Annotated in this window: 9 protein-coding genes; 4 read left to right on the top strand and 5 right to left on the bottom strand. The window is 73.6% G+C overall.

Annotated features, from left to right (window positions below; all coding sequences use genetic code 11):
- Positions 1–146 precede the first annotated feature (146 nt).
- Both lhgO and QC283_RS35600 read right to left on the bottom strand, forming a co-directional pair.
- Positions 147–1370 (bottom strand): L-2-hydroxyglutarate oxidase, encoded by a 1224-nt coding sequence (gene lhgO / locus QC283_RS35605; RefSeq protein ID WP_279565920.1) that lies wholly within the window; start codon positions 1368–1370, stop codon positions 147–149.
- Positions 1371–1445: 75 nt separating this feature from the next.
- On the bottom strand, positions 1446–2870 hold the full coding sequence (locus tag QC283_RS35600) for an MFS transporter (protein WP_279565919.1): 1425 nt from the start codon (positions 2868–2870) through the stop codon (positions 1446–1448).
- Positions 2871–3571: 701 nt separating this feature from the next.
- On the opposite strand from QC283_RS35600, the gene QC283_RS35595 reads away from it, so the two are divergent.
- Entirely contained in the window at positions 3572–5695 is a 2124-nt protein-coding gene (locus QC283_RS35595; RefSeq protein ID WP_279565918.1) for an asparagine synthase-related protein, read from the top strand.
- Between the two features lie 80 nt (positions 5696–5775).
- Here QC283_RS35595 and QC283_RS35590 read toward each other — a convergent pair whose 3' ends face one another.
- The gene (locus QC283_RS35590; RefSeq protein ID WP_279565917.1) at positions 5776–7848 is read right to left on the bottom strand and encodes a sigma-70 family RNA polymerase sigma factor; all 2073 of its coding nucleotides are present in this window, start codon (positions 7846–7848) and stop codon (positions 5776–5778) included.
- 186 nt (positions 7849–8034) lie between these two features.
- Positions 8035–8919 carry a TetR/AcrR family transcriptional regulator gene (locus QC283_RS35585; protein WP_279565916.1) on the bottom strand — a complete coding sequence of 295 codons (885 nt, stop codon included), beginning with the start codon at positions 8917–8919 and terminating at the stop codon, positions 8035–8037.
- A gap of 374 nt (positions 8920–9293) precedes the next feature.
- Between QC283_RS35585 and QC283_RS35580 the strand changes: the two genes are divergently transcribed.
- Together QC283_RS35580 and QC283_RS35575 are read left to right on the top strand one after the other, a co-directional pair.
- Entirely contained in the window at positions 9294–10667 is a 1374-nt protein-coding gene (locus QC283_RS35580; RefSeq protein WP_279565915.1) for an NAD(P)/FAD-dependent oxidoreductase, read from the top strand.
- Between the two features lie 195 nt (positions 10668–10862).
- A complete protein-coding gene (locus tag QC283_RS35575; RefSeq protein ID WP_279565914.1) occupies positions 10863–12512 on the top strand; it encodes an ATP-binding SpoIIE family protein phosphatase in 1650 nt (549 codons plus the stop codon).
- 68 nt (positions 12513–12580) lie between these two features.
- On the opposite strand, the gene QC283_RS35570 is transcribed toward QC283_RS35575, so the two are convergent.
- Entirely contained in the window at positions 12581–13858 is a 1278-nt protein-coding gene (locus QC283_RS35570) for an MFS transporter (RefSeq protein WP_279565968.1), read from the bottom strand.
- A gap of 136 nt (positions 13859–13994) precedes the next feature.
- Here QC283_RS35570 and QC283_RS35565 point away from each other — a divergent pair, with 136 nt between their 5' ends.
- The gene (locus tag QC283_RS35565; RefSeq protein WP_279565913.1) at positions 13995–14543 is read left to right on the top strand and encodes a MarR family winged helix-turn-helix transcriptional regulator; all 549 of its coding nucleotides are present in this window, start codon (positions 13995–13997) and stop codon (positions 14541–14543) included.
- The last annotated feature ends 364 nt before the right edge of the window (positions 14544–14907 follow it).

Below are 14907 nucleotides of genomic sequence, written 5' to 3'. Positions count from 1 at the left end.
CCCCAGGGCGGCACGGGTGGGCGATGGGGGTCCCCCCGCTCGAGCGAAGCCGAGAGTGGGGGAGGCACCCGGCCAGCGCCGGTCCGCGTCGCCCACCCCCGGCCCGCACCCACGCCGGACAACCAAGGCACCCCCGGCAACCAAGGTCAGGCGGCAGCCCCCAGCATCCCCAGCGCCCTCCGCCCCACCTCCCGCCCGATCGGCAGCGCCGCCGTCGCCGCGGGCGAGGGCGCGTTCAGGACATGCACCGCGCACGCCCCCTCACGGATCAGGAAGTCGTCCACCAGCGTCCCGTCCGCCAGCACCGCCTGCGCCCGCACACCCGCCGGCGCCGCCACCAGATCCCCCTCCGTCACCCCGGGCAGCAGCCTGCGCACGGCGGCGGTGAACGCCCCCTTGGACAGCGACCGCCGCAGCTCGCCCGCCCCGTACCTCCAGTGCCGCCGGGCTATCCGCCACGAACCCGGCCAGGTCAGCGTCCCGCCCAGCTCGCGGGGCCGCACCACGCCCCAGCCGTACCCCTCCCGGGCCAGCGCCGGCACCGCGTTGGGCCCGACGTGCACGCCCCCGTCGATCCCCCGGGTCAGATGCACGCCGAGGAACGGGAACGCCGGGTCCGGCACCGGATACACCAGTCCCCGCACCAGCTCCGGCCGCGCCAGCTCGTAGTACTCGCCCCGGAAGGGGACGATCCGCATGCCGGGGTCGTCCCCCGTCATGCGGGCGATGCCGTCGCAGTGCAGCCCGGCGCAGTTGACCATGACCCGGGCGCGGAGCACGTTCCCGGCGCGGGTGCGGACGGCGACCCCGAGGTCCGGGCGCCGGTCGATGTGCCGCACCTCGGCGCCGTAGCGGATCTCCGCACCGGATGCCCGGGCCAGCTGCCGGGCCACCGCGACGTAGTCGCAGATGCCGGTCGTGCCGACGTGTATGGCGGCGAGGCCGCGCACCTCGGGCTCGTACTCCGGGATCTGGGCGGCGCCCAGCTCGCGCACCGGGATGCCGTTCTCCCGGCCGCGCTGCACGAGGGCGTGCAGGCGGGGCAGCTCGGCGCGGTCGGTGGCGACGATCAGCTTGCCGGTGACGGCGTGCGCGATGCCGTACTCGGCGCAGAACTTGACCATCTCCGCCGCGCCCCGCACCGCGTAGCGGGCCTTCAGCGAGCCCGGGCGGTAGTAGACGCCGCTGTGGATGACGCCGCTGTTGCGGCCCGTCTGGTGCCGGGCCGGTCCCGGCTCCTTCTCCAGCACCGTCACCCGGGTGCCCGGCGCGGCGCGCGTGATCGCGTACGCCGTCGACAGGCCGACGATTCCGCCGCCGATCACCAGCACGTCGCAGTCGTACGCGGCCCCGGTCCGCACTCGTTCCATCTCCGGCCCACCTCCCGGCTTCGATAGTGCACTGCGCCACTGACAATGCCTTCAAACCCGGGAGGCGGTGATGGATCAGGCCGTGGTCATCAGCAGCGGCCGGGCGCGCTCGCGCAGCTCCACCACACGGGGCTCGTCGCCGTAGGGCTCCAGGCGGTGGAGGAGGTCCTTGACGTACTCGGTGGTGCGGGCCGAGGAGATGCGGCCGGCCACCTCGACCGCCCGCACACCCTGCTCGCAGGCCGCGTCCAGATTGCCCGACTCCAGCTCGGCCACCGCCGAGACGACCAGCCTGAGGCCGTGCGAGCGTACGAACTCCTCCGTCGGCTTCGACAGTGCCTGCTCGGTGAAGCGGCGGACCTGGCGTGGTGCCTTCAGGTCGCGGTAGCACTCGGCCGCGTCGGCGGCGAACCGGTCGTAGGAGTAGAAACCCAGCCACGTCGGGTCGCTGTCGCCGGGGCGGGCGCGCTCCAGCCAGCTCTCGGCGGCCTTCAGGGCCGCACCGGCCGCCGGCGCGTCACTCGCGCGCGCGTGGGCGCGGGCCTCGACCAGGCGGAAGAAGCTCATGGTGCGGGCCGTGGCCAGGCCCCGGTTGCGTTCGAGCGCGGCCTGCGCGAGGTCCACGCCCTCGTCGCCGAAGCCGCGGTAGGTCGCCTGGAGCGACATGGAGGCGAGTACGTAGCCGCCCAGGGGCACGTCGGCCGCCGCGCGGGCCAGGCGCAGGGCCTGGATGTAGTACCGCTGGGCCGCCTCCTGCTGGCCGGTGTCGAAGGCCATCCAGCCGGCCAGGCGGGTCAGCTCGGCCGAGGCGCCGAACAGGGCGCGGCCGACCTCGTCGGAGTAGGAGCCGAGGAGCAGCGGGGCGGCCTCGACGCGTAAGCACTCGGGGACCATCGACGAACGCCAGTCGCCGCCGCCGTACTTGGAGTCCCAGCGCCGGGCGTCCTCGGCGGCCTCCCGCAGCTTCTGCACATCACTGTGGCCGACTTTGAGCGGTGCGCCGGAGCCCTCGGCCGGGCTCGCGTCACGTGCCACCGAGCTGTCGGCCGGGGTTATCAGCCACCGCGAGGCCGGCGTTGCATATGCGCTCACCGCGAACGATCCGGCCAGCGACTGCCAGATGCCACCGGCGCCGGACCGGCGGCCGGCGAGGTCGAGACGGTACAACTCGGTGGCCGACCTGACCGCCTGGCCGACGTCCCGGGGGAAGGCGAGGCCCACTTCGGGGGCGGGATCCGCGTCCGCCAGGCCGATCTCGTGGAGCGGCACCGGACGGCCGAGCTTCTGGCCGATGGCGGCGGCGATGAGGTGCGGCGCCGCACCCTGCGGCACCATTCCCTTCGACACCCAGCGCGCCACCGACGTCTTGTCGTAGCGAAGAGTCAACCCGCGTTGGGCGCCAAGGTCGTTGACGCGCCGGGCGAGTCCGGCGTTGCTGATTCCCGCGAGGGCGAGAACGGCGCCGAGTTTTTCGTTCGGCCCGCGTTGCTCCCTGGACATGCGCCACCCCTCGACACAGACGGCTGCCGCGCTGGCATAACCATGCGGCATTCGTAAACACAGCGTAGTTCGCCGGATCCCATGCGTTAAGAGGCATTGTTCCGGATGGCGGGATTGTGGTCCGTACTGAAGTGCGGTGCCTGCACGGTCAGTTGCCACGTGCTCCCGGTGTGTGGCCGTGCGCCCGCCCGTGCGCTCTTCTCCGGCCATCGGGGGAGCGCTTCCATGGATGCCGCGTGGGTCGGCCCGCTGTACTGGATCCAGTGGGCTGGGGGACACCGCCGCCTACATCCCCGCGGGCGGCGGACCGGTCCGGGGGGCGTGCCTCGCCTCCCGGACCGCGCACCGCCGGCCGGTGCGCAAAGCCTGTACGGAGCGTGTTCGAACGTGTCCGCGTGACGCCGATTTGGCTGAAAATCGACCCGGACGTTTCCGGGGCGCCGCGGCCCTCACCATGGGAGTTGAGGGCGCGTTGGGTAGCCAAAGAGCGCGTTGCGGGGGCGCATTCGCGTCGTCTTCGCGTCGTCTTCGCGCCCTCCGAGGAGGTGCGGAGAGGTAGTTGACGTTCTCGCGTGGGTTTCCGCGGGGGCGCATTCCTGGGAGCACATGCGGCTCCGCCGATGCTCTGCGGCGCGCCCTTCATGGCAGCATGGGACCAGTTCGTACGGTGCACTGGTTGTCCCCAGCCTGTGGAGGCGTCGATGCGGTGGTTGGTGGGGTGGAGCAGCACCGCCGTGGGAGGCGCGGGAATCGCCGGAGCGGGCGGCTCCGCGGGAGCCACCGGCTACGACGGCGAGACCGTGCAGCCCGTGGGCTCCCAGCTGTTGTGGGGCGACCCCGACCCCCTGTGGGCGGTCGGCGACTGGCGCCCCGACGAGGTGCGCGTCGTCACGGCCGACCCGCAGACCCGGATCGCCGTCCTCGGCATCTGCGGCGCGACCGACGAGCAACTGCGCGTCGGACTGTTCGCCGCGCGCGGGGGCGCGCTCCGGCATCTGACGGCGTGGCCCGGCAGCTACACGGCCGTCGTCCAGGTCGGCCGGCGGATCACCGTCTGCGGCGACCTCGCGGGCGCGCGGCCGGTGTTCCACACCCCCTGGGCGGGCGGCACGGCGTACGCGACGGCCGCGCTGCCCCTGGCCGACCTCATCGAGGCCAACCTCGACTTCGGGCACCTCGCCGCGCTGCTCGCCGCGCCCGACGTGCCGGCCGCGCTGGACGACTCCACCCCGTACGACGGCGTGAAACGCATCCCGCCGGGGCACGCGCTGATCCTGCGCGCCGGGGCGCGCGAGATCGCCGGGTACGAGCAGGTGGCCTCGCTCGCCGTCGCCGCGCCCGCGGCCGATCCCGACCGGGCGGTGGATGGCGTACGGGACGCCCTGGTGGAGGCCGTGCGCACGCGTCTCGCCGCACCCCGGCACGTCCCCGGGGACGGCATCGACCCCGGGCCGGTGCCCGGCATGGGGCCGGCGGAACGGCGCGCCGCGCGCGGGATGCCCGTTCCGGGTATCGGCGCCGACCTGTCCGGCGGCCCGGCCTCCGGGACGCTGGCGCTGCTGGCCGCCGGGCTGCCGGGGATGCCGGGGACCGTGCTCGGACACGGCACCGGGGCGGGCGAGCGGCTGCTGGCCGTCACCTTCAACGACCTCGCCGTCGGCGGGCAGGAGGCCGAGCTGGAGCGGGCGGGAGCCCTCGCGGCCAACCCGCGGCTGCACCACGTGGTGGTCACCGGCGGCGAGGACATGCTCCCGTACGCCGCGCTGGACGGGCCGCTGACGGACGAACCGGGCTCGTCCCTGGTCGCGTCGGCCCGGCACCGGGCCCGGCTGGCCGCGGGCAGCGCGGACCACTTCACCGGATACGGGGCACGACAGGTGCTGGACGCTCATCCCGCGCGCCTGGCCGACCTGCTGATGGACCGCAAACGCCGCCATCTCGTGCGGCCGGTCGCCGCGCTGGCCAAGGCCGACGGGTCGGTGTTCGTCCCCGCGCGTGTCTACGGGGCGGCCCGGCGGCTGGCGCGCACGCCGTACCGCACCGGGCTCGAGGTGCTCTCCGAACGGCTGCTCCGCCGGCGTTTCGACACGCCGGGCGACGGTGCCATGGAGGCGTCGCTGGCCGCGCTGGCCTGGGCCGGGCCGGGGCCGGCGGCGCGGTGGCTGACCGGAGAGGCACTGGCTGAAGTATCGGTTCGCCTGCAGACGTCCTCCCAGCGGTCCGGGGTCGGGCCCGGGCAGCGGCCCGGTGACTTCCGCGCGCGTGCGGCACTGGCCCGGCACGCGGCGGACGTACGGGTGCTGGAACAGGCCGCCGAGATCCGCTTCCAGCGGCTGCACACACCGTTCCTCGACAACCAGGTCGTCCGCGCCTGCCGTGCGCTGCCGGAGGCGCTGCGGGTGCAGCCGGGGGCGCGGGCGTCGATTCTGCGGACGGTGCTGGAGGGCTCGGGGGTGAGCGAACTGCCGAGCGGCTGGGGAGCGCCCACTCAGGGGGTGGCGGCTTCCGCCGCGCGGACGGGGCTGCGGGTCGCCGCGGACTCCTTGCTGGGGCTCTTCGACACGCCGCTGCTCGCTCAGGCGGGGCTGGTGGAGGCACGGGTCGTGCGCAAGGCGGTGCGTGCGGCGGCCGCGGGCGAGGCGCTGCCCCTGGACGGACTGGCCGACCTCGTCTCCCTCGAACTGTGGCTCGGCCGCCTCCTCGCCCGCCGCGGCACCTGCTGGACCGGCACCCCGGCCCGCCAACGCGCGGTACCGGGCGGCATCGCACCGCAGCGCGGGGCGCTGGGCGGAGCGCAGGCGGGGGCGGTCGTGCGGCGCGTCTGATGGCCGGACGGCGGTCTGATGGCCGGACGGCGGTCTGACGGCCTCCGGGGCGCGGGCTCCCGGAGCGTGTCCCGCAAGCCCTACACGCAGGTGAACCGCGACTGCGCCCAGTCCGCGAGTGCCACCGAGCCGAGGTGACCGTCCGGCTCGACCACCAGCCGTACGGTCTCGCGCCCCGCGAGGTCCACATGGACGGGCACCGCCGGGTCCCCGCCCTCGACCGTCCCGGAACTCCACAGCCGGACGCCGTCGGCGTGCACCGAGAAGCGGACCTTGCCGAGCTTCGTGGTCAGGTCGTCGACGCCGACCAACGCGTCGTAGGAGGAGCAGGAGCGGTTGAGGTCGATGGTGACGGATGAGCGGCCGTGCACGGTGACGCCCCGCGCGTACCGCTCGTCGCCGACCGACAGGGCGGAGCGCTGCCACACCCAACTGCTTCCCGCCAGCCGCATCTCGGGCCCGGAGCCGTCGCCGCCCACGTCGTACGCCAGCTCGCTCCACTGGTAGACGGCCGGGGCGGGCGGCGGTGACGACGGCGGTGGCGGCGGCGGCGGGGTCGGCGTCGGGGTCGGGGTGGGAGCCGGCGTCGGCGGCGGCGTCGGTTTCGATGTGGGGGAGGGCGAGAGTGCTGGGGCAGGTGTCGGCCTGGAGGCGGGCACCGGGGACGAGGGCGGCTCCGGCGCGGCCACCGGCGGACGTGGGCGGGCCGGCTGCGCCGGGGGCGTGGGCGTGTCCGGGGCGGGTTGGGCCACCGGTGAGGAGGGCGGCGGGCCCGCCTTCGGCGGCCGCTCGGCCGGGGCGTCGCCACCGGCCAGCGCGAAGGCCAGCGCCGCCGCGGCGGCCACCGCCACCACACCGGCCGCGATCCCGGCCTTCACCGGCGCGCCCAGCCCTTCGGAGGCCGCCGCACCGCCCCCGGCGCCCGCCCCGCCGGACGTTCCGGACGCTCCGGCCACGCCACCGCCCGCCGTAGCCGCAGCGCCCGCGCCCGCAGCGCCCGCGGCACCGGCGCCCGCGCTTCCGGCGACGAGCCCCGCGACCTTGGCGTACCCGGCGGTGCCGAACCACCCGATGACCGCGACCGGTACCACCGCGGGAATGCCGCTCGCGACCTCCTCGATCTGGACGGCGGCCAGCCTGCACCGGGCACACTCGTCCAGGTGCTCGCGCAGCCCGCGCCGGGCCCGGGTGCGCAGCCTGCCGCGTGCGTAGGTGCCGAGCCGGTCGGCGTAGCGGGCGCACTCCTCGTCGGCGGCGAGGGCATCGCTGACATGGGCCTGGAGGTAGGCCTGCTTCAGGCCCTCCCGGGCGCGGCTGGCGAGCACGCGCGTGCCGTTGGCGTCCAGCCCGAAGAGCACGGCCACCTCGCTCGGCGACTCGTCCTCGACCTCGGTGTGCCACAGCACGGCCTGCCACCGCTCCGGCAGCGACCGGAAGGCCCGCAGGGCCAGCGACTGCTCGGCCTCGTGCAGGGCCCGGACGTCGGCGCCCAGCTCCGAAGTGTCGTCGCCCGGCGCCCTTGAACCGGACGCGGCCTGGGCGGCGAACACGGCGAAGTCGTCGACCAAGTGCTCCCGCCCGGCCGACCGTGTCCAGCCGGCGGCGACGCGCCTGACCGTGGTGAGCAGATAGGCGCGCACGGCGTGCTCGGGGCCCGAACCCCCGCGCACCGCCTGGAGCACGCGGGCGAAGACCTCGGCGGTGAGGTCGTCCGCGGTGTGGGCGTCGCGGCAGCAGGTACGCGCGTACCGGCGCACCGCGTCCGCGTGACGCAGGTACAGCTCCTCGTAGGCCGTGTCGTCGCCCGAGCGCATCCGCTCGAGCAACTCCGCGTCGGACGCCGGCAGCTCGCGCGGCGGAGGCAGGACGCCGCCGTCCTCCAGCTCGATCGGCGGCGGAAGGACGCTGTCCTCACGCGGCTCACGCGGCTCACGAGGCTCACGCGGCGCCGGGACGCCGTCCTCCGGTGGTCCGACATCCTCCGGGCGTCGGATGTTCTCCGGGGACCCGCCGTCCTCCAGGAACCCGCCGTCCTCCACGGGCACGCCGTCCCGGGGGACCCGGACCGGCCCGCCCTGGTCGGGCACCCGCGGCGGGTGGCCGGGTCCGGTGCCGCCGTCACCGAGTGACCCGTCCCGCCCGTCGACGCTCATCGCGGAAAGCCCCCGCCGCCTGCCCAGCCAGTCTCGAACACCGGGTCAGCGTGCCACATTGGCTTTTGGTCAGGACCCCTCGGCGGCGACCGTCACCCGTCCGTGGGGACTTGCCGCGACGCGGCGATAACGCTCAGCTGTTCGGGGAAGGGAAAAGTGCCCCGCCCGTCCGGCGGCCCGACGGCCTCACGCCGGGCGCGACCGCAGTCCCTCCAGCAGGATGTCCAGCAGCCGGGTCGAGGCCGCCGCCTGCTGTGCCGCGTCCGGCAGCGAGGGCGCCGCCGTGGCTATCACCAGCAGTACGTCCGACACCGACACGTCCGGCCGCAGCTCACCCGCCGACCGCGCCCGTTCCACGAGCCGGCCCACGACGTCCAGCAGCTCCGCCGCCCCGTCGTCCCCCGCCACGGAAACCGAATCACCGACCGAACCACCGACCGAACCACCGGCCACCGCCCCGGCCGCCGAACCCGCCCGCACGGTCCCCTCGGACACCAGCCGCAGCTCACCGGGGCCGGAGCCGGAGCCGGAGCCCGGCTGTATCCGCTGCTGGGGCACCCGCGGCTCACCGGCCACAGCGCCACCGCCGTCAACGACGGCGCCGCCGTCACCCACGGCACCGCCGTCACCCTCGTCGGACACCCCGACCCGCAGCACCTGCGGCGGCAGCAGCCGCCCGGCACCCGAGGCCACCGACGTCCGCAGGAAGCGCGACAGCGCCGACCACGGCTCGTCCTCCTGCCCGAGCGCCGTCCGGGCCTGGTCCGTCAGCCGGGCCGTCTCCTCCTCGGCTATTCGCCGCACCAGTACGTCCTTGCTCGGGAAGCGCCGGTACACCGTGCCGACACCGACCCGCGCGCGCCGCGCCACGTCCTCCATCGGCGCGCCGTACCCCAGCTCGCCGAACACCTCGCGTGCCGCGCGCAGCACGTGCTCCAGATTGCGCTGGGCGTCCACGCGCAAAGGCGCGGTCCGTGCCCCGTCCCCGCGTGCGCCGCCCGCCGCCGCACTCATCGCACCGCCGGGCGCGACAGCGGACGCGGACGACCAATGAGAGTCCTGAACATGCATAGAAAATCCCCCGGTAATGACGTCTCCCCCCGGAGACACTCCCCGCCATCGAAAGTCGGAGTGCGCGGAACAGGCCCGGTTCCTCGGCCCGCCTGTCGCGGACCCGGTGAGCACATCCCCTCACACTCCGTGGGAAAGAACATAGTTGAGCGGGGGTCAATTCAGAAGGGGCAGGTTCCGCACCGGGCATCCACCGATCGGACCACGGATCGCATACGCCCCGGATATGCCGCCTTCCGGCCCCCCTCCCACCCCCGCTGACCTGCGCGACCAGTCCGGATCACGGCCGTACGGGACACTCCGCGTCTCCGCGATCTCCGGTCACACAAATCGACGAGCCTGTGGACAAACGCAAGCGTCGGGTGCGTCATGGGATGGTGAAGGAACGTGCGCGCATTCTCGTTGTCGGCGGCGGCTACGTCGGGATGTACACGGCTCTGCGTCTTCAGCGGAACCTCAGGGGGGAACTCCGGCGGGGCGAAGCCGGGATCACGGTCGTCTCCCCCGACCCCTACATGACGTACCAGCCGTTCCTGCCCGAGGCGGCGGCCGGCTCCATCTCCCCGCGGCACGTCGTCGTGCCGCTGCGCCGCGTCCTCGGCCAGTGCGACGTCGTCATCGGCGAGGCACGCTCCATCGACCACACGACGCGCACCGCCACCGTCACCACCCTCGCCACCGACGAGGAGAGGACGGGCGCCCGCCGGCTGACGTACGACGAACTCGTCCTCGCGCCCGGTTCCGTCTCGCGGACCCTGCCCGTCCCCGGCCTCGCCGACCACGGCGTCGGCTTCAAGACCGTCGAGGAGGCCATCGGCCTGCGCAACCACGTCCTCGAACAGATGGACATCGCTTCCTCCACCCGCGACCCCGCCCTGCGCGACGCCGCCCTCACCTTCGTCTTCGTCGGCGGCGGCTACGCGGGCGTGGAGGCCCTCGGCGAGCTGGAGGACATGGCCCGCTACGCCACGCGGTACTACCACAACGTCACGCCCGACGACATGAAGTGGATCCTCGTCGAGGCCTCGGACCGCATCCTGCCCGAGGTCGGCGCGGACCTGGGCCGCTACACGGTCACCGAACTGCGCCGCCGCAACATCGACGTACGCCTGGACACCCGCCTGGAGTCCTGCGCCGACCGCGTCGCCGTCCTCAGCGACGGCGCCCGCTTCCCCACCCGTACGGTCGTCTGGACGGCCGGCGTCAAACCCCACCCGATCCTCGCCGCCACCGACCTCCCCCTCGACGACCGCGGCCGGCTCACCTGCACCCCCCACCTGTCCGTCGACGGCGCCGCACACGCGTGGGCCGCGGGAGACGCCGCCGCCGTCCCCGACGTCACCGCCGCGGAACCCGGCCGGGAATGCGCCCCCAACGCCCAGCACGCCGTCCGCCAGGCCAGGGTCCTCGGCGACAACATCACGCACACGCTGCGCGGCGAGCCCCTCGACACCTACGCGCACAAATACGCCGGCTCCGTCGCCTCCCTCGGCTTCCACAAGGGCGTCGCACACGTCTACGGGCGCAAACTGAAGGGCTACCCCGCGTGGTTCATGCACCGCGCCTACCACCTCAGCCGCGTCCCCACCGTCAACCGCAAGGCGCGCGTACTGGCCGAATGGGCCCTCGCCGGACTCTTCAAACGAGAGGTCGTCTCGCTGGGTTCACTCGAACACCCGCGAGCGGAGTTCGAACTCGCGGCCGGTGGAAAGCCTTCTCAGGAACCACCTCGCAACCCGAAGGGGTAGTCCTGGCCGGACTCAGGAACTCCCCCGGCCGGTCCGGCGTCTGACGGATGTCGGCCCGGTCGGCACCCTGCCAGACTGGTCCACCACCGCGGGCACGCCGACGCTCGCTCCCGCGCGGCCTCCGGGGCCCCGGCCGTTCCCGAACGCGGCCCGCCCCGGCCCTGGGCCGCCGACAACTACACGAGGCAAGGATTCGTGAACTTCACGCGCTGGAGCGCCCGACTCCCCGGAACGCAGCGCCGCGCCGCAGCGCGGACCGACACGACCCTCTCCCCGGACAGGCGAGGAGACGGCTCCGTACCCGCCGCCCGCGCCGAACAGCTGACCGACGAGGCCCCGCCCGTTCCCGCCGTCGACGACCTCCCCGTGCGCGACGTCCTCGACCGCGTCCCGGCCCTCGTCGCCCTCGTCCACGGCCCCGACCATCGCCTCGCCTACGTCAACGACGCCTACGTCACGGCCTTCGGCATGCGCGACCTCGGCGAACGGGCCCGCACGGCCCTCCCCGAACTCGACGAGCTCGGCCTCTTCCCGCTCCTGGACCAGGTCCAGCGCAGCGGCAGGCCCCGCACGCTCAAGTCCCGCAAGGCCCCCGACGGCCGCTCCTATACCTTCACCTGCACGCCGGTCACCGAGAGCCACAGCGACGGCGGCCGCGGCGTACTCGTCTTCGCGACCGACGTCACCGACCACGCCGAGGCAGCGGCCCGCCTGCGCGCGAGCGAGGGCCGCCAGCGCGAGACCGCCGTCACCCTCCAGCGCTCCCTGCTCCCGCAGGAACTGGAAGAACCCGACGACCTGCGCGTCGCCGCCACCTACCACCCCGGCGGCACCGAGGCCGCGGTCGGCGGCGACTGGTACGACGTGATCACCCTCGGCGGCGGCCGCACCGCCCTGGTCATCGGCGACGTCATGGGCCGCGGCGTCCGCGCGGCAGCCGTCATGGGCCAGCTCCGTACGGCGGTCAGGGCCTACGCCCGCCTCGACCTGCCCCCGCACGAGGTGCTCCAGCTCCTCGACGGCCTGGCCATCGAGATCGACGCCAACCAGATCGCCACCTGCGTCTACGCCATCCACGACCCCAACGAGGGCCGGCTGGTGTACGCGTCCGCCGGCCACCTGCCCATCCTGGTCCGCGACGAGGACGGCAACGTCCAGCGCGCCGACGAACCCACCGGCCCCCCGCTCGGCACCGGCGGCTGGATGCACGCCTCCGGCTCGATCGCCCTGACCCCCGGCTCCACCGCCGTCCTCTACACCGACGGCCTGGTGGAACGCCGCAACGAGGACCTGGACGAGGGCATCGCCGCCCTGGAGCGCGCCCTGTCCGGCGCGACCGGCAGCCCCCAGGTGGTCTGCGACCGCCTGGTCCGCTCGGCCGGCGTCACCCCGGACCACGACGACGACGTCGCCGTCCTGGTCCTCCAGCACCCCGCCCGCAAGGGCGCGCAGGCCGAGCTCTTCCGCAACGCCGCGCTGGAACTGCTCGGCGGCGTGGAAGCGGCCCCCCGCGCGCGTGCCTTCGCCTCGGGCGTCCTGACCAGCTGGCGTTTCCCCACCGACCTGCACGACCTGGGCGTCCTGGCCACCAGCGAACTGGTCGCCAACTCCCTCCAGCACGGCACGCCCCCCATGCGGCTGCGCCTGCGCCGCACCGACCGCCGTCTGATCGTCGAGGTCACCGACGGCGACGACCACCTGCCCAGACGCCGCCGCGCGGAACCGGCGGACGAGTCCGGCCGGGGCATCGCCATCGTCGCGACCATCGCCTCCAACTGGGGGTCCCGACGCACACCCGGGGGCGGCAAGGCGGTCTGGTGCGAGTTCCTCCTGCCGAAGCCGTGACCCACGGGCGTCGGCCGTGACGGGCGCGACCCGCCACGGCTGACGTAACGGCCTCCGTCGCGGCCTCCTCACGCCTCCGCGGCCGCCACCGCGTCGGCCGGAGCCCCGCCCTGCGTGACCACCCGGCTCCTGGCAAGCGACGGCTGGTTCTGTACGTCCGTGAGCTCCCGCCCCAGCCGCAGCGCCAGCACCGTGATGCCCAGCGAGAACAACAGGAACGCCACGATGTACGGCGCGTGCAGCGAAGCCGCGAGCGGACCGCCCACCGCCGGCCCGATCGCCAGCGCGAGCTGCTTCACCAGGGCGAAGGCGGAGTTGTACTGCCCTGCCAGCCCGGTCGGCGCCAGATCCGCCACCAGCGGCGCCAGCGTCGGCGACAGCAGCGCCTCACCCAGCCCGAACAGCGCGTACGTCGAGATGAACGCGGCCGTCGCCATCGCCTGGCTGCCGTGCCCGAGCCCGGCGTACCCGGCCACGGCCCACGCCACGGCCCAGATCAGTCCCACGGAGGCGATCACACGCGACCGCTTCCGCCGCTCCACGAACCTCAGCACCGCGAACTGCGCGACCACGATCACCAGCGTGTTCGCCGCCAGCGCGGTCCCCAGCGTGGACGTGGAGATCCCGGCCGCCTCGACGCCGTAGGCGCTCAGCCCCGACTCGAACTGCCCGTAGCAGGCGAAGAACAGCACGAAGCCCAGCACGCACAGCTGCACCATGGCCCGGTTTCCCAGCAGCTGCTTCCAGCTGTTGCCGGCGGCCTGCCCCGGTACCCCCGACACGTGGGGCGCGCGCGGCGCGCGCACCGTCGCCATCACGGCGACCAGCACCAGGAACATCGCCGCCTCGATGGAGAACAGCAACGTGAAGGAGGAGGCGCTGGTCGTGTCGACCAGATGGCCGCCGATGAGTCCACCGACGCCGAGTCCCAGGTTCTGCAGGAAGAACTGCATCGCGAACGCCCGCGACCTGGTCTCCGTCGTGGAGCAGTCCACGATCATCGTCGCGAGCGCCGGCTGCATCACGGCCTGCCCCGCCCCCAGCGCGGCGGCGGACAGCAGAACGGTGGCCGCCGAGGCCGACAGGCCCAGGCTCAGCGCGCCGAGCGCGGCGGTGACCAGGGCGGCGAGCAGTACCGGCAGCGGGCCCCGGCGGACGATGGCCCGCCCGGCGAACGGCAGCACGATCAGCGCGGCCACGGCGAAGACGGCGAGCACGAGACCCGCCGTGACAGAACCGAGTCCCCGTACCTGCGCCACATAGACGTACAGGTAGGGGACGGTGAAGCCGAGCCCGAACGCGCTGAGTGCGTTGCCCACATGAATCCGGCGCATCGCTGCGCCCATTGCCCTGGTCACGTTCACCCTCTCTGGGTAGATCGCTCCAGCCATTAGAGCTGAAGACTTAGAAGCTAAAGTTCGATGTTGAAGAGTACACAGCGAAGGACTTCAAGGCAAAGGAGTCCCGTGCCATACTGCGGCCATGGGCGACACCTCCGGCGCCGGCGAGCCGACACTCGAAGAACAGATCGCCGCCTACCAGCGCGAGTTCCAGGACCTCGACCCGCAGGTCGAGAAGATCGTCTCGGCGCTCTCCCGCCTCAACCGCCGCATGAACGTCGCGTACGGGAGGCAGACCGCCGAGCTCGGCATCAGCAACACAGACTGGGAGGTACTGAAGGCGCTCGTCCTCTCCGGTGCCCCCTACCGGCTGGGCCCCGGCGACCTCGCCAAGCGCCTCGGTCTGACGCCGGCCGCGATGACGCACCGCATCGACCGCATGGTGGGGGAGGGGCTGGTCACCCGCGACCGCGACGAGACCAACCGGGTCCGCGTCATCGTCGAGCTGACGGCGGAGGGGCGCGAGAAGTGGCTGGAGGCCATGCGCCTGGCCTCGGTGTTCGAGGAGGACCTGCTCCAGGACCTGTCCGCGGACGACCGGACCGCTCTGGGGGACGTCCTCACCCGCCTCCTGCGCAGGGTGGAGCACGCACAGCCGGACGCCGGCGGCAGGCTCAGCGACCTCGATTAAAAGATCTTGACAGGTGCGGTTGACAGCTACCTGCGGGATCCGTAGAGTTCTTCGGGTTGCCACGGGGCCGTAACGGTTCTGCGGCAGCACCTCCCGCCGCGGTAGCGGCAACAAACCACTCGCACGACCCCCTCAGTGGGAATGGCTTCGGCGCGTCCGAATTCAATTTCGACTGAGGCTCGACGGCCCGGTCCACTCCGATTGGGAATCGCCGAGAGAGTCCGCTAAGGTTTGGAACGTCGGAACGGCCCAACAGCCGCAAAGACAAACCCCGCTGACTGGGAATCAGGCCCGAAAGGATCTGATAGAGTCGGAACCGCCGGAAAGGGAAACGCGAAAGCGAGAACCTGGAAAGCACCGAGGA

This window comes from Streptomyces sp. DH41 (assembly GCF_029813785.1).
Lineage (GTDB): Bacteria > Actinomycetota > Actinomycetes > Streptomycetales > Streptomycetaceae > Streptomyces.
Note: the sequence above shows the minus strand (reverse complement) of the source record. Positions and strands in the feature narration are given on the sequence as shown.